The sequence below is a fragment of the Ruegeria sp. CDSB136 genome (assembly GCF_059610965.1).
In genome coordinates, this window is the sequence record NZ_JBXWOP010000004.1 from 50,988 (window position 1) to 68,023 (window position 17,036).

Consider the following 17,036-nt stretch of genomic DNA (forward strand, 5'->3'; position numbering starts at 1 on the left):
CATCTTACCTTGGCCGTAATGCTGCGCTAACCTGCGTCGCAGAAGGTACGAGCATGAGCAGTCAGAAAAACCAGTCGCAGGTGCGCAAGCGCCGGGTGTTTTACATTCCGGGATACGATCCCATTCACCCGCGCCGATACCGCGAGCTTTATCGGAAGGAAGGACGCGCACAGGGTGAAATTTCCGGCTATGACATTTCGTTGTCGGCCCGGACGAATGATGGTCCATATGGCTGGCATGTTTCCTCATGTCAGGATGGGGTCGCGGTCGACACCGATTTTGAAGTTCTGGTTTGGTCAGACATTGTCCGCGACAGCATGGAACCCTCGATAGCCGCGACTTACCTTCAATTGGCGCGGACTGTCTGGATCTACCTGTCCACGGGGGCAATTTTGCGTCTGATGCGCTTGCGCAAGGGCCCGGTGATTGCAGCGCTTTACCCGGTGGGCATGTTACTGGCGCAACTGATGGCGGCTTTCGGCGTGGTCTGGGCCGGTTTTACCTTGCTGGGTTGGCCGGGTCTGGCAGCAGGGCTTGTAGTAGCGCTTGTTTTGCTGCGCTGGTTTCGAAAGATCGATAACCGGCTGTTTGCCTATTACCTGATGCATGACTACGCCTATTCCTCGCGCAAATGGGGCGGTGCGTCGCCGGAAATGCAATCTCGAATGCGCGAGTTTGTTGAACTGATCGGGCAAGCTATGGAAACAGAAGTGGACGAGGTTCTGGTGGTCGGGCACAGCTCGGGCGCGCATCTGGGCGTATCGGTTCTTGCTGACGTTCTGCGGGCAAGGCGCGTTGCCGAAGACGGACCCGCGCTGTCCTTTCTGACATTGGGGCAGGTGGTCCCTATGGTGTCCTTTCTGCCCGACGCCCATCAGTTGCGCAGTGATCTACAATTCTTGTCGTCCAGGACAGACCTGAGTTGGATCGATGTCTCGGCCCCGGGCGACGGCTGCGCATTTGCCTTGTGCGATCCTGTGTGCGTTAGCGGAGTTGCCGGATCTGATAAGCGCTGGCCTCTGGTTCTGTCTGCTGCGTTCACGCAAACCCTTTCAGCAGACCGTTGGAAGGCATTACGCTGGCGGTTTTTTCGACTGCATTTTCAATATCTCTGCGCCTTCGACCAGCCCGGCGATTATGACTATTTCCGCATCACTGCCGGGCCACTGACATTGGGGGAACGGTTTCGCAACCGGGCACCATCGCGTTCGCGGATCGAAGAGGCGGTGTCAGGTTTCACGTCGGTGCACTCGTGACCCCGCCAAAACCCGTCTCTCGTCCCGACAAGGTGTCTTTGTGGCGCTATCTGAAGCTCTTTCGTCAGGATATCCTCTCGGCACAACCGCAACGCTTGTATCGAGCCTGGATGGCCGAGTTCAGGACGCCGTTCTTTCGGTCTTACATGATCAATCAGCCTGAACTCATTGATTTGGTGCTGAAACAACGCCCCGACGATTTTCCGAAATCCGGCCGGATCAGCGAGGGATTGCGCCCGCTGCTGGGCGACTCCGTCTTTTTGACCAATGGCGAAACCTGGAAACGCCAACGCCGCATCATTGATCCGGCGTTTGAGGGGGGGCGGCTGAAGGACACGTTTCCGGCCATGTATGCAGCGGCGCAGGCCAGTGTTGACCGACTGCGAACACGCGGCGGCCGCGACGTCGAATGCGAAGAAATCACCAGCCACGCGGCCGCAGATGTTATCTTTCGTACTTTGTTCTCGGTTCCGATCGAACATACCGTGGCGACACAGGTGTTTGACAAGTTTCGCACCTATCAGCGGGAACAACCGCTGCTGAACCTTGCGGCCTTTGTACCTGTCCCTAGCTGGGTGCCCCGGTTTCATTCCCGCAAGACCCGAAGGACAGCGCGGGAAATCAGGGACCTGATTGCGCGCCTCACGGACGAGCGGGCGGAGGCAATAGCCCTGGGGAAAGCACCCGATGACCTTGCAACCAAGATCATGACCAGGCCGGACCCGGAAACAGGGTGTTGTTTCGGGACGCAGGAGATGATCGACCAGGTGGCCATCTTCTTTCTGGCCGGGCACGAAACCAGCGCGTCGGCACTGGCCTGGGCACTTTACCTGATGGCGCTGTATCCGGAATGGCAGGATAAGGTCGCGGCAGAGGCGACGGCATTGGACGATCCTTCATTTGCCGCCGTTTCAGGCTTGAAGCTCAGTCGCAGTGTGTTTCGCGAGACCCTGCGCCTTTATCCACCCGTGCCCATGATGGTGCGAGAAGCCACCTGTCCCGAGCGTTTCAGAGATCGGGATGTCCCGCAGGGGTCGCAAATTGTTATCAGCCCGTGGCATTTGCACCGTCATGAGCGCCTGTGGGAAAACCCGGATGCCTTTGATCCAGCGCGGTGGGATACGGAAAGCGGCAAGACCTGCCAGCGGCACGCCTTCATTCCCTTCTCCGCCGGATCGCGGGTTTGTACCGGGGCAGGGTTTGCGATGATTGAAGGGCCGCTGATCCTGTCGATGCTGTTAAAGCACTATCGGTTTGAGCCAGTGACCGGACGCGATCCTGTTCCGGTCGCGCATCTGACGGTACGCTCGAAAGACGGGATATGGCTGCGGCTGGTTGAGCGCTAACAAACTACCATCGGTCAACGCCTTGTTGTATGCGATGGAAAACACGGAATCATTATTGAACGGGAAACAGATATGTCCAAAGCAGAACAGCGCGCGCAAATGTCCAACGGTGCAGGTTTCATCGCGGCACTGGATCAAAGCGGCGGTTCTACACCCAAGGCGCTGGCGCTTTATGGTGTTGAAGCCTCGGACTACACCTCGGAAGAAGAGATGTTCGGAGAAATCCAGAAGATGCGCGCACGCATCATTCTGGCAGACGACTTCACCAAAGCTAAGGTGATTGGCGCTATCCTGTTCGAACGCACCCTGAACGAGGAAATCGAAGGCCGCAAAGTCGCCGATTTTCTGTGGTCGGCCAAGGGCATCGTTCCATTTCTGAAAATCGACAAGGGACTGGAGGATCAGGCCAACGGCGTTCAGATGATGAAACCGATCCCCGGTCTGGCAGAAACGCTGGCCAAGGCCGATGGTGTCTTTGGAACAAAAGAACGCTCGGTCATTCACGAGGCCAACGCAGAAGGTATTGCCGCTGTTGTGGCTCAACAGTTTGACGTCGCACGCGAGGTGATCAGCGCGGGCATGGTCCCGATTGTCGAACCCGAGGTGAACATCCATTCGGAAACCAAGGCCGAGGCTGAGAGCATCCTGAAAGCCGAGATCCTCAAGAACCTGGACCAGTTGGCCGAGGGCCAGGACGTCATGCTGAAGCTGACGATCCCAAGCGAGGCCAATCTGTATGACGAAGTGGCAGATCACCCGCGCGTTCTGCGGGTTGTGGCCCTGTCAGGCGGCTATTCCACAAAACAGGCCTGCGACCTGTTGAACCAGAATGGAAAGATGATCGCTTCCTTCTCGCGCGCGCTGACCGAAGGTCTCTCAAAACAGCAGTCCGATGCCGAGTTCAACGCGGCCCTGGGCGGCAATATCGACAAGATCTATCTGGCTTCGGTCTGACTCGTATCTAATTCGGCTTCTTAAAATCGCGGCGCATTTGCGCCGCTTTTTCACGCATGATGCAGCCTTCGGCGTGATCGTTGACCAATCCCATAGCCTGCATGAACGCGAAAACGGTGGTGGGCCCCACGAACTTCCATCCGCGCTTCTTCAGGTCTTTCGACATTGCGACCGATTCCGGTGATGTAGAGACGGTTTGTGGCGGTATGGGAGTTTCAGCCTCATACCGCCAGACATATGCGGCCAGAGAACCCTCAACCTTGATCAGTTCCTGTGCGCGGCCGGCGTTGTTGATGACAGCCTCGATTTTGCCGCGGTGCCGGATGATGCCCGCATTCTGCAAAAGGCGTTCAACATCTGCTTCAGTAAACTCTGCCATCCTGTTGAAATCAAAGCCGCAAAACGCTTCCCGAAAATTTTCGCGCTTTGACAGGATGGTTCGCCAACTCAGTCCCGACTGAAAGCTCTCAAGGCACAATTTTTCGAATAAACGCTGGTCGTCTGAAACCGGATAGCCCCATTCCTGATCATGATAGTCAAAGAACTCCGGCGCTGCCTGACACCAGGCGCAGCGCGGTTGACCGTCAGGCCCGGTGGTCGTTTTGCTCATGTCTGTACCTATTTTGTTCCAAATCAAGGTACACTTGGCTGCCAGACCTTTACAAGCCTCAATCCCGGTTGCGATACCAGTTCAGAACAAAGACTCGAATGGCGGAAGCCAAACCTGTTTCAGGATTGCGGGCCGCATCAATTTCCGCCGCCAAGGAATTGATCGGCTTATCTTTTTCCCGTGCGATGTCACGGAACGCGCGCCAGAATTCGTCTTCCAAAGAAACCGAAGTGCGGTGCCCCTGAAGGGTCAGCGAGCGTTTGACCGGGCGGCCACTCATTCCTTCAGCTCGTGATTGTCGAGGTCACGCTTCTGTTTGTCTTTTCGAAGCCTGACAACCTCTTTTTCGGCCTTGGTCTGTCCAAAAGCCACGGCGTTTTGATCTGCGCGGGCCTTCTTTTCAGCCCGCGCTTTCTGTTTTCGGTACCGGTTCAAATTTACCGGCTTGCCCATCAGTCTTTCGGGCCAATCATCTGTTCAGGGCGTACCACTGCGTCGAAAGTGGCCTCATCCACAAAGCCAAGTGCGATGGCTTCTTCCTTGAGGGTGGTACCGTTCTTGTGGGCTGTCTTGGCAACGGTTGTGGCGTTGTCATAACCGATAGTCGGCGCAAGCGCAGTGACCAGCATCAGCGATTCCGTCATCAGCTTTTCGATGCGCGACTCGTTGGCCTTGATGCCCAGCAGCATCCGTTCGGTAAAGCTGTCGGCGGCGTCGCCGAGCAACTGAATGGATTGCAACAGATTGTAGGACATCATCGGGTTATAGACGTTCAACTCGAAATGACCCTGGCTGCCAGCGAACTTGATCGCGGCGTCGTTACCCATTACATGGGCGGCCACCTGCGTCAGCGCCTCGGCCTGGGTCGGGTTTACCTTGCCCGGCATGATCGACGAACCCGGTTCGTTTTCCGGCAGGATCAGTTCGCCCAGCCCTGACCGGGGGCCAGAACCCAGAAAGCGGATATCGTTGGCGATCTTGTAGCAACTACCGGCAATCGTGGCCAAAGCCCCCGACAGGAACACCATCGCGTCATGCGCGGCAAGTGCCTCGAACTTGTTGGGCGCCGTGACAAAGGGCAGGCCGGTGATTTCGGCCATGTTTGCGGCAACCGCCTGGTCCCAACCGTGCTGTGTGTTCAGACCGGTACCAACAGCGGTACCACCTTGCGCCAATTCATAAATGCCGGGCATTGCGGCATGCACACGGGAAATTCCCTGGCGAATCTGATGGGCGTACCCGCCAAACTCCTGACCCAGGGTCAGGGGCGTCGCATCCTGCGTATGCGTGCGTCCGATCTTGATGATGTCCTTGAATTCCTCGGCCTTCTGCTCAAGCCCGGAAGCCAGTTTTTCAAGGCCCGGCAGCAGGACGTCACGAACGCTCATTGCTGTTGCGATGTGCATCGCAGTGGGGAATGTATCGTTGGATGACTGCCCCATGTTGCAGTGATCGTTCGGATGTACGGGCTCTTTCGAACCGATAACGCCCCCCAGAATCTCGATGGCGCGGTTCGCGATGACCTCGTTCGAGTTCATGTTCGACTGGGTGCCGGATCCGGTTTGCCAAACGACCAGAGGGAAGTTGTCATCAAACCTGCCCTCGATCACTTCTCCGGCCGCCTGAATGACCGCGTCCGCAATTTTCGCATCCAGCTTACCGGTGGCCTTGTTCTGCATCGCGCAAGCTTTTTTGATCACACCCAGTGCGCGAACGATGGCAACTGGCTGCTTTTCCCACCCGATCGGGAAGTTCATTATCGAACGCTGAGTCTGAGCGCCCCAATACTTGTCAGCGGGCACTTCCAACGGGCCAAAACTGTCGGATTCGGTGCGGGTCTGAGACATCTGTCACTCCGTCGTGTATGCAATTGTATGCCGTTTAGCGCCAAGCTGGTTGCAACGCAATCGGCCAGTTGCGCGCACCTTAAACTCAAGGGTGACAAAGGTATAGGCAGAGAGCAGCGACAATTTTGTTGCCAACGGGCGCATCCGTCCCATTGTGCCCGCGTCATGCTGAGCTACAATATAAGCATTATTGCGATGGAGGATCTGATGCACGTTTCCCGCACGACATTTTCCCCGACACTTGTCGCAATAGTGATGTGTGCATTTGCGTGGGTGCTTGTCTCCAGCCATCCCGCGCAGGCGTCCAGCATCGCGCCGTTTTTGGGTGATTATACTGGGTCAGCCAATCTCGTGGACGAAGACGGGAGCGAGACGCCCAGAGACATGAGCGTTTCAATTCACGAAACCGGCAACGGCTTCAATGTGAGCTGGACGACGACCACCTACAAGGCAGATGGGCGTATCAAGGAACAGAAGTTCTCGATCGACTTTCAGCCGTCAAACCGGCCAGACGTGTTTTCTGCAGCGATGAAACGCAACGTGTTCGGGCACGAGGTTCCACTGGACCCCATGAAAGGAGAGCCTTTCGTCTGGGGGCGCATTGATGGCGAAACGCTGACCGTGTTTTCCCTTTTTATCTCGGAAACAGGTGGGTACGAATTGCAGCAATTTGACCGAACACTGGCCGAAGGCGGGTTGAACCTGTCGTTTTCGCGGTTTCGCGATGGGGTAAAATCCCGCTCGGTGGAAACGTTTCTGAAAAAAGAATAACCCCGCTCAAGGCGGGGTCTGTTTCAAGCGGAAGCTTGGTTATTTCCGGAAACTGTCGAGGGAAACCACATCCGCGTCATGCGGCTCATCCGGTTCTTCGACCTCGATGATTTCTTCGATATCTTCGTCCGTTTCTTCCTCGTCTTCCGGACTTTCGAAACGCAGCCCGAATTCGACTGAGGGATCAACAAAAGTCTTGATGGCCGTGTATGGAATATAAAGCGGTTCAGGCGCATCACCAAAATTCAGAGTGATGGAAAACCCTGCATCGCCCACTTCAAGGTTTTCGAACCAATGCTGCATGACGATCGTCATTTCCTGCGGGTAGCGTTGACGCAACCAGTCGGCCAGTTCAACACCATCATGCCGGGTATCGAAGGTGATGAAAAAGTGGTGCGCACCTGGCAGTCCATGTTCCGAAACGCCGGTCAAAACCGTTTTGATCAGACCGCGCATGGCGGTGTGCATCAGGTTTCCATAGTCGATGTCTTGCGACATGTGTCATCCTCAAAAGTGGTAGCGTCTAGCATAGGGGATTTCAAAGGAAACGAAAGGCCGCGTTCCACCTGATTGTTCATAGGAGGTTCAGTAAAATTCCGGCGCAGGCCATCAGAACCAAAGTCGGAACCATCCCGATTTTTAGGCGGAAAATCAACACTCCGGCAGCTAGCGTCAGAATCAAAGCAGCGACGTCCAAAGTCGAGATATCGGGTACGGGAATTGATACAGGACCCAGAGTTTTTTCCGGAACTTGTCCAAATAGAACATTGATGGCGAACCACAAGGATAGGTTGAGAATCACCCCCACAACCGCAGCGGTAATCCCGTGCAGAGCCGCAGACAGGCGCGGGCGGGCTGCCAGGTGATCCAGGAACGGCGCTGCCAGAAAAATCCACAGAAAGCAGGGAACAAACGTGGCCCAAAGGGCCACGGCACCCGCCGCGATAGCCATCGATGCGCCCCCTGACAACTGACCCGTCAACATGGCCACGAATTGAGTCACCAAAATCAATGGGCCCGGTGTCGTTTCAGCCAGCCCAAGCGCATCGATCATCTGGTCCGTGCTGATCCATTGATATGTATCGACGACTGTTTGCGTCATGTATGCCAGAACGGCATAGGCACCACCAAAAGTCACAACTGCGAGGCGCGCAAAGAACCACCCCAGATCGCTGAGAAGTTGCTGCCCCGTCAGGGTCAGAACAGCCAAGGGCCCAAGCCAGAGGGTCAGCCAAATCACCGCAGTTCTGATCGGACGGGACATGGTCAGGGCAGCTGGCGCGGGTGTCGAAGGGTGCTGACCTTTGAAGGTCGCGAAGCCCCAGAGAGCGGCTGCAAATATGATAAGTGGAAACGGCAGGTTAAGTGCAAAAATTGCCAGAAAGCCCAGCAAAGCAAGGATGCGATGTTCGGCATCGGACAGAGCCTTTCGCGACAGGTTTCGCAAAGCCTGCAGTACGATGACGATTACGGTCGCCTTGATGCCCAGAAACCCGGCCTGTACAACCAGAAGTTCTCCAAAGGCGACATAAAGACCAACCAGAACCGCAATGATGATGGCGCCAGGTATGACGAAAAGGCCACCCGCGATCAATCCGCCAAGCACACCGCGCAGGCGCCAGCCGGCATAGGTTGCAAGCTGCATCGCCTCGGGCCCCGGTAGCAACATGCATAAGGACAAAGCGCGCAAATAGCTTTGTTCGTCCAGCCATGGTCTGCGTTCGACCAGTTCCTGATGCATAAGTGAAATCTGTGCTGCGGGACCACCAAACGACAGCAGCCCAATCCGGCCGAAAACCCGGATCAATTCGGAATAGTCGGGTGTCATTATTTTTGCTCGCCGGGCCAGTTATGGCCTTCTTCATACCCGTCCCGGGCCCAACGGTACAGCGCATCATACAGAGCAAGGCCAGCTAACAGGTTCTCATGATCATCCCGGTATTGGCGGGACAGGCCAACGGAAAGAGCGAGCAGACCGCCCGCCTCGGGTGCGAGACCGTGACGATCTGTGTCTGCCGCCCGGACAACAGTCGCCATCCGGTCAAGCGCGGGCATGTGAAGGTCGAACTTGTCCAGCATTGTGTCAAAGGTGCATTTGTCCCCGTCATGGCCCCAGACCGTGTTTTCAATATCAAATGGGGTGGCATTGAATATTCTGGCCGCTTCCTTCACTTCCGACGGCGCGACAAACAGAAAACGCGCATTGGGGTCGACAAAACGCCGGATCAGCCAAGGGCATGCGATGCGGTCTATTTTGGGCCTGTGTCGGGTCACCCAAAGCGTCCGATTGTCAACCAGGGGCGGAATAGCGGAGTAGGGGACGCTTGGCGCCCCCGGCGTATCGCGCCAAGCCTGTATACCGCCCTCCAGAAACTCGGCCTGTTGTCCTTCGCTGCGCAGCCACGAAACTACGCCCTGGCTCAGCTTTTTGCCTTTTTGGCAAATGATTACACTGGAGCGCCCATCGATCGTCGCCATAAGGCCCTGCATGTCTGACGCGGAATGCCGTACTGAACCCGGAATCAGGACCGGATCCGCTGCAAAGTCTTCCTCGAGGCAGATATCCACCAAAACCAGCGCTGTCGGTGTTCCGATCAGTCGCAGCAGTTGTTTGGAGGTGATGGAATTTGGCGCAGCCATGGCATGTCTCCTGTCGCGTTCGGATACATGCGAAACTTGGGCTGACGCCTCACGGGGCGTTCGCAATGTTACCCCATACCCTTTGCTAACGTGGAACGGCTTTCATGGTCAAGGTCGCTGGTTTTGATCAGGCCCAGTCCAGTCGTTGTCCGGTCATGCAGACGGGCAGGGTATCTTCGGGAAACTGTCCAAGCTGTTCAAAAAAAAATAAAGTCGAACTGATTATAAGCTTCGACCATGTACCCGTCTTTGATACGCGCGATGACGCTGCCGCTTGCCTGTAGTGGTGCGCCATTGTCGGCGCGTGTCGTCTGTAGATGGACAATGGCAGAAACCCAATCGCCGTCTTCGATTATCTTCGGCAGGTCGACTTTTATGTCGCCAAGGATATGCCGGAATGCGGTCACCAGATCACGGAAATCGTCAGCGCCGACCTGCATTTCCGGGATCAACCCCTCGGCCAGCGTGTCGGGGGCAAAGAACTGTCCGATGGCTTCTGTGTTGCCGTTTTCCCAAACCTCTGAATACCACTGCCTGAGCAATTCGGAATGTGACATCGCCGCTCTCCCTTCTGATGGAAGTGACGATGGCAAAAAGGAATGAACAATCCCTGAACAAGAGAGTGTTTCTGACCGGACAAATTGCATTGAAATGCAGGTTTCTGTTGCCAGGTACCTGCGAACCCCGCCTTACGCTGCTAGGCGCAAGGACTTAAGTTTCGGTCTTGCTACTGCTTACGCAGCAACTGCAACCGGAGCACGATTGTCGTTTGCAATTGTACTATTTTCGCCGATAACGGTGGCAGACAGCCGAGACAAAGCTAACTCCTTTAGACGTTCGTCGATCCTGTTTCGGCCCCATGTTCCCCAAACGAAGGATATTGGTGGAGCCGCCGGGTACCGCCCCCGGGTCCGATCCGCTTATTACGAGCGCGTTTATGTCCATAGTCCCGAAGGACCCTTCATATATAGGTGACGTTCCGATCGGATGCAAATCCAGAATTTGACAGATTTAATTGTTTCTTTTCAAAATATTAAACTGATTTGTTCATGTTCGCCAGGATCAGCCAGATTGCCAACGCCAGTTCGATTCCGCCGAAAACCATCGCCTTGGCCAGTGGCGGGTTGTCCAGTGCAATCGATACGAACCGGCCCAATGCCGCGCCGGCATAGACCACGCCAAGCATCGTGTAGGCCATTGGGCTATTGAACCACAAAGCAGCAAGGCCGGTGACTACGAACAATCCGCCAACTGAAGCGCGCATCTCGCTCAGGCCCATGGTGCTGTTTGTTGGGGCTAAATCCAGTGAAGCCGCAGTCCAGGCTGGAGCCAGAAAGCCGAAAAGGCCAAAGCCGATTGTCAGTATCGCGGCAAGCGTATTCAGGGTCGGGGTCATTCCGGTCTCATGTCGTTTTTGTTGAAAGGGAGAGTAATGCGCATCTTCGCAAAGGAAAGAACCTAAATTGCCGACCACAGGCCCAGTATCCCCACAAAGATAAGGCTAAGTGCCCAGATGAGTTCAAGGTTGAACCAACTTCGTGACAGGAATTGCAGACCCAACCAGCGATAGACGGCATAGGCCAGAATGCCTCCGCCCAAAACCATCGCTGCTGTGTGAAGCGCGGCAACGGCCAGCACCAGAAGACCGTTGGTCGTCATGATCTCGGAAACCGCACGATGCCCGGCGTCCAGCTCATCCAGATTGCATAGTCCCAGATAGATTGGAACCAACATCAGCGCGGCGCCATGGGCCAGAGCGACAAGAAATGACCACAATGCCAGCTTTCCCGGAGCAACCCGGGACAGGGCGCGGGGGTGGCGACGGACAATCGCGATGTAAAGGCCCATGGCGATAACGATCAGGGCTGCGCCGATCCTAATTTCGCGCTGGTAATCCACCAAAACCGCCATCAGCGCGAACGGCAGCAAGACCCCGAGCATGGCCAGAAAGTGCCCCCCAGCCAAGGCAGTCAGCGCCCGCCAAAGGGCCGATTGCTTCTGCTCCATCAATGCCGCTGAAACGGCCAGCGGCCAGCCCATGCCGGGGTTCAGGCCGTGATATGCACCGCTAAGCACAACGGCCAGCCACAGGCCGGCCGTTGATGTCATCAGGAACTCCAAATCAGACGGACGGGTAGCAGAAACTGTCCGTCGAACAGTCGCCGCCTTCTAGCCGGATCTGGTGGCTGCGATAGCCCTTGGGGAAGTCGACCCAGAACTTCGGGTCCAGTGTCAGGCCGCCATTGTCACCGACATCGGCCTTGACCATGGCTGCGCCGCGTTCGCCCGGATAGAACTGATCATCCCAGGTGGAGTACAGCGAGTTGGTCCAGTAGACGCGTTTGCCATCCCGGCTGATCTCAACCATCTGCGGTCCGTAACCAAAATCATTGCCGTTGGGATGCTTGGTCTTTTTGACGATCCCGCCGATCTCGACCTTGCCGGCCAGGGTCGGGTTCATCGGGTCCGACACATCGTATTGATGCATCTCACCGGTGCCCCAACAGGCGACGTAGAGGTACTTGTCGTCCAGACTCAGATCGATATCCGTGACCAGAGGCGGAACGGCCGAGAACCCCTTGAGAAGATCGGGAAGATCATCGGGATCAGCGGGTTGCGGATCGATTGTGATGGTCTTCTTGGCTTCGAATGTCCCGTCATCGTTGCGCCACCAGGTGAAAATAGCCCCCTGTAAATTCGTGGTATCGACCACAACCCCACAGAAGCCGTGTTGTTTGACCGGATCATGCGCCGGGCGGATTTCCAACGCCATCTGATGGTTTTCACCTAGATCGATGGTTTGGATATTCGTGCGGCTGCGCAGGTTCCAGAAATGGATGCGGTGGCCGTACTTGTTCGACAGCAGATCCTCGGCCACGATCCCGTTTTCAAACTGCGGCGGCAGCGCCCATTCGGAACTGACCATGTAATCGCGCGGCAGGTTCCACCAGAAGTCATAGTGTTTGTCCTGAACCCCGCGTTCGATTTCATATCGGCCTATGATCTCGAAGCTTTCGCAATCCATGATGAAGATACCCGGCGGGCCGTCTGTGCCGTCTTTGCCACCGCCACCCAATGTGCTGACGTAGATGCCTTCGGGGCCGCAGTGAATGGTATGAGGCCGGGAATATCCAGTCTTGGCAAAAACTTCCTCGGGTTCGATGATCTTGTGAATCTTCGCTTCCAGCGGGTTTTTGACATCGATGATGTAAATGCGGCTGGACCGTATGCCGGGAATGATCAGATAGCGGCGTTCTAGAAATGCATGGCCGCTGAGCGGCGACAGCGATGATGAGCAGGCGTTCCAGCCGAAATGGTGAAACTCGTCACCCTTTTCGGGCATGATCACCTCATGAACGATTTTTCCGTAATCCGCCGAAGTCGGATCGACGTTAACGACAGCCAGACCATCCGGTTGCGAAAAGTCGGGGCTAAGCATCAGCGTGAAGGCCAGAGTTTCCGTTGGGCCCTCCATCGCCAGCTTGGCGGATGGGTAAAAGGTTGGGTCCGGTCTTTGGTTCATAACGTCCTCCCGTAAGTAATTGTAATTCAATTTGCATTGAGAGATCCGGTCTTCATGCCGGCTGTCATGCTGCCTGCCCGAGTGTCGTTTTCGTCTGCCTCCTCCGTCAAGCTTTATCTGATGCGAAATCAGGCTGGGTTGCGTCGGCGTTCAGCCACGTCATGGGCCAGTTGCCTCGTGTAGGTTTCCAGTTCGACGAGCGTTCGGTCCACCGCCACCGCATCCCGCGCCTCAATCGAATCGGCGATCCGGTTGTGCAGCGCAATGATCTCTTCCCGGGAGCGGGCGGAGAAGGTGATCATGTTCATCAGCGGCTGCATCGCTTCGACCGCACCCGCCAGCTGGTAGGACAAAACCGGATTGCCTGCGGCGTCGACCAAAGCGCGATGAAAGGCAACATCCGAGGCACAAAAAGCTTCATCCGTCAGCCCGGGTTGTGACTGACGATAGATTTCGGCCCGCATTGTGGTCAGGTGGTCCGGGGTGTGACGCTCTGCCGAAAGGGCGGCACAGGCCCGCTCGAGCGCGTAACGGGCTTCGCAGGCGGTGTCGAAGCTGACAGCATTCATTGACAGCAACAGAGTCGAGGTGGTGACTTGCTGTGAATAGGCGTCCTCAAAGCTCAGTTTGTTGACAAAAGCACCACCTGAAGCGCCACGCTGGGTTCGGATAAGCGATTGCGCGGCGAGCCTTTTGAGCGCCTCGCGCACGGTCGGCCGTGAGACCTCAAACTGTTCCGACAACTCGGCCTCGGACGGCAGGCGCGCATCGACAATCAACTCACCCGAGACAATGGCGTCGCGAATGGCCTGAGCGATCTGTGCCGACAAGTCAGCCGGTTTTTTGGGATCAACTTTCATGTCCGACACGCCAAAACTCAGTTTTTATTTGTCTGACATTTAAAAGTCTGACATTTGAAATGCAAGGACTGAGTCGGGAGGAGCGAGTGAGTCGCGCAGTTTTACGCAGCGGTCTTTGGCTGAGTTTCTACATCACGATCCTCTGGGCGTGGTGGATGATGTTCTCAATGAGCCGCGACATGGACCTCGATCTGATCGGGCGTCCGGGTCCGATGGGCGAGGCGATGCGCGTGATGGACCCGCGCATGGACATGTACATGCCCATGGCGGAGTTTGGTCCTCTGTTCTGGATGTGGGCTATCATGATGGCGGCCATGATGTTGCCGACTTTGGTTCCGACGCTGCGCAGTTACGATGATCTTATCCACAGCGCCAATGGAACGCGTGCCGGTTGGGTCGGCGTTTTGGCTGGGTATTTTCTGGTTTGGGTTGGATTTGCCGCCTTTATCGCCGCGGTTCAGCTTTCGCTGCTTTTTGGCGGCATTGTCGACATGCTCGGTATCGCCAAATCCGGCTATTTCGCCGCTGGACTTATGATCGTTGTGGGCGCTTTTCAGTTCAGTCGCGCCAAAGAGGTGTGTCATGGTGTGTGTCACGCCCCGATGACGTACTTCCTTGGCCACTGGAAGACCGGTTTCCTGGGTGGCTTGCGGATGGGGCTTGGGCTGGGCGCATTTTGTGTTGGCTGTTGCTGGGGCTTCATGGCGCTGGGGTTTGTGGGCGGTGTCATGAGCCTGTTGTGGATGGGTCTGGCGACCCTGTTCATGGTTTTGGAAAAACTACCCCAGATCGGTCACGCGGTCACACGACCGCTGGGGTTCGCATTGATCACGGGTGGCCTTCTTCTGCTCGTGTATCCTATTATTTACGGAGGGGAAGCTTATGGCTAAAAACAGAAAAAAGGATTCCGACAAGCTTCCGATCAGCCAGCGGATCGACAGTCGCATGCCGAACCCCAAACGCCGCGAGATGAGCCCGACGGACTGGTCCATCAAGGGTGAACTGATCCTGAATTGCTCCTGCGATGTGTTTTGCCCCTGCGTCGTCTCGCTGGGCGCGCACCCCCCGACCGAGGGTCACTGCCATGCCTGGATGGGTATCATCATTGATGAGGGGCACTATGAAGGTGAGGACCTGTCGGGCCTGAACGTGGGATTGCTGGTCGATATTCCCGGCCGTATGGGGGAAGGCCAGTGGAAAGTGGCCGCGTATGTGGACGAACGCGCCAACGGCAAGGCGTATAATGGCTTGCTTCAGATATTCAGCGGGCAGGCCGGCGGAACGACCGGGCTTTTTACCATGCTGGTCAGCGAAATCATTGGGGCCGAGCGCGCTCCGGTCGAGATCGAGCGGGACGGAACCAAACGTCGCATCATGATCGGCCGGAAGATTCAGGGTGAAATTGAAATGCTGGCAGGCAAGGACCCCGAGCATCCGGTGATGGTTTCCAACTCGAAGTATTGGATGGGACCGGACATCATTGTCGCGAAGGGAAACAAATCAAAGGTTCGCGATTATGGCCGGGTCTGGGATTTTGGTGGCAAGTCCGCTGAAATCTGCCCCATCGACTGGCATGGGCCCAAATGATGATTACAGGTGCCTATGCGCGTCAAATGGCCAGATACAATAACTGGCAGAACAGCCAGTTAAAAGGATTCCTGCAAGCGCTGCCACAAGAAGAACTGATGCGTGAGCGTGGTGCGTTCTTTGGCTCGATCATGGGAACGGCCAACCATCTTTTGTGGGGTGACTGGATCTGGATTTCGCGCTTTGACAAGGGAACGGGACCGGGTGGCGGGATCCCGGAAAGCACATCTGTCTGCGCTGGTCTGTCCGATTGGCTACCGCTTCGTGAGACTGTTGATGTCCGTATTGCCAAATGGGCCGACGAGTTGGGTGACGACGTCTTGACCGGAGACTTTACCTGGTTTTCAGCCGCAAAAGAAGCTGATGTTACAAAGCCTTACGCGCAATGCGTCATCCACATGTTCAATCACCAGACCCATCATCGGGGACAGTTGCACAAGATGTTGACGGAAGCCGACTCATCCGCGCCGGTCAGTGATCTGGTTTTTCTGCCGGAGGGTGCCTGAATGGCCCTGATTTCACCGTCACGCCGACTGCGCCGAACACCTTTTTCCGAAGGTGTCGAGGAAGCGGGTGTCAAAGCGTACACGGTTTACAACAGGATGTTGTTGCCGACGGTGTTCGAGTCGCTTGAAACGGATTACCGCCATCTCAAGACTCACGTTCAGGTTTGGGATGTTTCTTGCGAGCGTCAGATCGAGGTTCGCGGTCCTGATGCAGCGCGCCTGCTGCAGATGCTCACCCCGCGTGATCTGAGCGGAATGGTGACCGGTCAGTGCTACTATGTTCCGATCGTGAACCAGGCCGGAGGGATGCTGAACGACCCCGTCGCGCTGAAATTGTCCGAAGACCGCTTTTGGATATCGATCGCGGACAGTGACTTGTTGTTCTGGGTCAATGGCTTGGCGAATGGGCTTGCACTGGATGTTCAGGTTTGGGAACCGGATGTCTCGCCTCTGGCGGTTCAAGGCCCAAAATCTGATGAGTTGATGGCGCGTGTTTTCGGCGACGGGATCCGCGACATCCGGTTTTTCCGGTTCGGCCTGTTCCGGTTTCAAGGGCGCGATCTTTTCATCGCGAGGTCCGGATACTCGAAACAGGGCGGGTTCGAGGTTTATGTAGACGGCAGTGATATCGGTATGCCGCTATGGAACGCCCTTTTCAAAGCCGGGGAAGATCTGCATGTGCGCGCCGGTTGCCCAAACCTGATTGAACGCATCGAAGGCGGGCTTTTGTCTTATGGTAACGACATGACCCACGAAAACACCCCGCATGAATGCGGGTTGGGCAAGTTCTGCAATACGGACGTCGTGACGGAATGTGTGGGTCGGGACGCTTTGGTGACGGCCTCCGAGAAGGGTCCCAAACAGCAGATCCGGCCGGTCGCGATTGACGGCGATCCAGTACCCCCGTGCGACCGGGCCTGGCCAACCTTCAGTGAAGGGAAACGGGTCGGGCAGGTCACATCGGCCGTCTGGTCGCCGGATTTCGGAACAAACGTTGCAATCGGAATGGTACACGCCAGCCATTGGGCAGCGGGTACGGAACTGGAAATTCAAACTTCACGGGGCATGCGCAAGGCGGTTGTTCAGGCCAAATTCTGGGCCTGACGGGCAGGGGCTATGCCCTTGTCACTGCACAC

20 protein-coding genes and 1 other RNA gene are annotated in these 17,036 nt (G+C 56.2%); 8 read left to right on the top strand and 13 right to left on the bottom strand.

Annotation, left to right across the window (positions count from 1 at the left end):
* Positions 1-53 precede the first annotated feature (53 nt).
* The 3 genes from AC2FIR_RS05735 to AC2FIR_RS05745 all read left to right on the top strand — a co-directional run bounded on the left by AC2FIR_RS05735 (position 54) and on the right by AC2FIR_RS05745 (position 3,556).
* Positions 54-1,256, top strand: coding sequence for a hypothetical protein (locus AC2FIR_RS05735; protein ID WP_496744160.1), 1,203 nt, complete (start codon positions 54-56; stop codon positions 1,254-1,256).
* Positions 1,253-2,602: a cytochrome P450 gene (locus tag AC2FIR_RS05740; RefSeq protein ID WP_496762020.1), complete on the top strand. Its 1,350-nt coding sequence runs from the start codon at positions 1,253-1,255 to the stop codon at positions 2,600-2,602. Before AC2FIR_RS05735 ends, AC2FIR_RS05740 begins: the two co-directional genes overlap by 4 nt.
* Before the next feature lie 72 nt (positions 2,603-2,674).
* Entirely contained in the window at positions 2,675-3,556 is an 882-nt protein-coding gene (locus AC2FIR_RS05745; protein WP_496744156.1) for a fructose bisphosphate aldolase, read from the top strand.
* A gap of 7 nt (positions 3,557-3,563) precedes the next feature.
* Here the strand turns inward: AC2FIR_RS05745 and AC2FIR_RS05750 are convergent, their stop codons facing one another.
* From AC2FIR_RS05750 to fumC, 4 genes are read right to left on the bottom strand one after another with little or no spacing between them, the layout of a single operon-like run.
* The gene (locus AC2FIR_RS05750; RefSeq protein ID WP_496744154.1) at positions 3,564-4,166 is read right to left on the bottom strand and encodes a DNA-3-methyladenine glycosylase I; all 603 of its coding nucleotides are present in this window, start codon (positions 4,164-4,166) and stop codon (positions 3,564-3,566) included.
* A gap of 58 nt (positions 4,167-4,224) precedes the next feature.
* Positions 4,225-4,446 carry a ribbon-helix-helix domain-containing protein gene (locus tag AC2FIR_RS05755; RefSeq protein WP_170806300.1) on the bottom strand — a complete coding sequence of 74 codons (222 nt, stop codon included), beginning with the start codon at positions 4,444-4,446 and terminating at the stop codon, positions 4,225-4,227.
* Positions 4,443-4,619: a DUF4169 family protein gene (locus AC2FIR_RS05760; RefSeq protein ID WP_496744152.1), complete on the bottom strand. Its 177-nt coding sequence runs from the start codon at positions 4,617-4,619 to the stop codon at positions 4,443-4,445. The genes AC2FIR_RS05755 and AC2FIR_RS05760 overlap by 4 nt, the downstream gene beginning before the upstream one ends.
* Positions 4,619-6,013, bottom strand: a complete 1,395-nt coding sequence (gene fumC, locus AC2FIR_RS05765; protein WP_170615100.1) for a class II fumarate hydratase — start codon at positions 6,011-6,013, stop codon at positions 4,619-4,621. The genes AC2FIR_RS05760 and fumC overlap by 1 nt, the downstream gene beginning before the upstream one ends.
* A gap of 255 nt (positions 6,014-6,268) precedes the next feature.
* Between fumC and AC2FIR_RS05770 the strand changes: the two genes are divergently transcribed.
* Complete coding sequence (locus AC2FIR_RS05770; protein WP_496744216.1) at positions 6,269-6,784, top strand: hypothetical protein; 516 nt, start codon at positions 6,269-6,271, stop codon at positions 6,782-6,784.
* A gap of 39 nt (positions 6,785-6,823) precedes the next feature.
* On the opposite strand, the gene AC2FIR_RS05775 is transcribed toward AC2FIR_RS05770, so the two are convergent.
* The 9 genes from AC2FIR_RS05775 to AC2FIR_RS05815 form a co-directional block, all read right to left on the bottom strand.
* Positions 6,824-7,282 carry an SspB family protein gene (locus AC2FIR_RS05775; protein ID WP_321253078.1) on the bottom strand — a complete coding sequence of 153 codons (459 nt, stop codon included), beginning with the start codon at positions 7,280-7,282 and terminating at the stop codon, positions 6,824-6,826.
* 76 nt (positions 7,283-7,358) lie between these two features.
* The gene (chrA, locus tag AC2FIR_RS05780; RefSeq protein ID WP_496744150.1) at positions 7,359-8,612 is read right to left on the bottom strand and encodes a chromate efflux transporter; all 1,254 of its coding nucleotides are present in this window, start codon (positions 8,610-8,612) and stop codon (positions 7,359-7,361) included.
* Entirely contained in the window at positions 8,612-9,424 is an 813-nt protein-coding gene (locus tag AC2FIR_RS05785) for a chromate resistance protein ChrB domain-containing protein (protein ID WP_496744149.1), read from the bottom strand. The genes chrA and AC2FIR_RS05785 overlap by 1 nt, the downstream gene beginning before the upstream one ends.
* A gap of 197 nt (positions 9,425-9,621) precedes the next feature.
* A complete protein-coding gene (locus AC2FIR_RS05790) occupies positions 9,622-9,981 on the bottom strand; it encodes an ester cyclase (protein ID WP_496744147.1) in 360 nt (119 codons plus the stop codon).
* Between the two features lie 93 nt (positions 9,982-10,074).
* Positions 10,075-10,421: a transfer-messenger RNA gene (gene ssrA, locus AC2FIR_RS05795) on the bottom strand.
* A gap of 36 nt (positions 10,422-10,457) precedes the next feature.
* Positions 10,458-10,820, bottom strand: coding sequence for a DUF4345 family protein (locus AC2FIR_RS05800; protein WP_496744145.1), 363 nt, complete (start codon positions 10,818-10,820; stop codon positions 10,458-10,460).
* Positions 10,821-10,882: 62 nt separating this feature from the next.
* Positions 10,883-11,533: a hypothetical protein gene (locus tag AC2FIR_RS05805; RefSeq protein WP_170615093.1), complete on the bottom strand. Its 651-nt coding sequence runs from the start codon at positions 11,531-11,533 to the stop codon at positions 10,883-10,885.
* Between the two features lie 13 nt (positions 11,534-11,546).
* Complete coding sequence (locus AC2FIR_RS05810) at positions 11,547-12,947, bottom strand: selenium-binding protein SBP56-related protein (RefSeq protein WP_170615092.1); 1,401 nt, start codon at positions 12,945-12,947, stop codon at positions 11,547-11,549.
* 128 nt (positions 12,948-13,075) lie between these two features.
* Positions 13,076-13,807 (bottom strand): FadR/GntR family transcriptional regulator, encoded by a 732-nt coding sequence (locus AC2FIR_RS05815; RefSeq protein WP_496744214.1) that lies wholly within the window; start codon positions 13,805-13,807, stop codon positions 13,076-13,078.
* Positions 13,808-13,893: 86 nt separating this feature from the next.
* Between AC2FIR_RS05815 and AC2FIR_RS05820 the strand changes: the two genes are divergently transcribed.
* From AC2FIR_RS05820 to AC2FIR_RS05835, 4 genes are read left to right on the top strand one after another with little or no spacing between them, the layout of a single operon-like run.
* Positions 13,894-14,697: a DUF2182 domain-containing protein gene (locus AC2FIR_RS05820; protein ID WP_496762023.1), complete on the top strand. Its 804-nt coding sequence runs from the start codon at positions 13,894-13,896 to the stop codon at positions 14,695-14,697.
* Positions 14,690-15,394 (top strand): DUF1326 domain-containing protein, encoded by a 705-nt coding sequence (locus tag AC2FIR_RS05825; protein WP_496744143.1) that lies wholly within the window; start codon positions 14,690-14,692, stop codon positions 15,392-15,394. The genes AC2FIR_RS05820 and AC2FIR_RS05825 overlap by 8 nt, the downstream gene beginning before the upstream one ends.
* A complete protein-coding gene (locus tag AC2FIR_RS05830) occupies positions 15,394-15,900 on the top strand; it encodes a DinB family protein (protein WP_496762077.1) in 507 nt (168 codons plus the stop codon). Before AC2FIR_RS05825 ends, AC2FIR_RS05830 begins: the two co-directional genes overlap by 1 nt.
* Positions 15,901-17,004 carry a dimethylsulfoniopropionate demethylase gene (locus AC2FIR_RS05835; protein ID WP_480910468.1) on the top strand — a complete coding sequence of 368 codons (1,104 nt, stop codon included), beginning with the start codon at positions 15,901-15,903 and terminating at the stop codon, positions 17,002-17,004.
* Positions 17,005-17,036 lie beyond the last annotated feature (32 nt).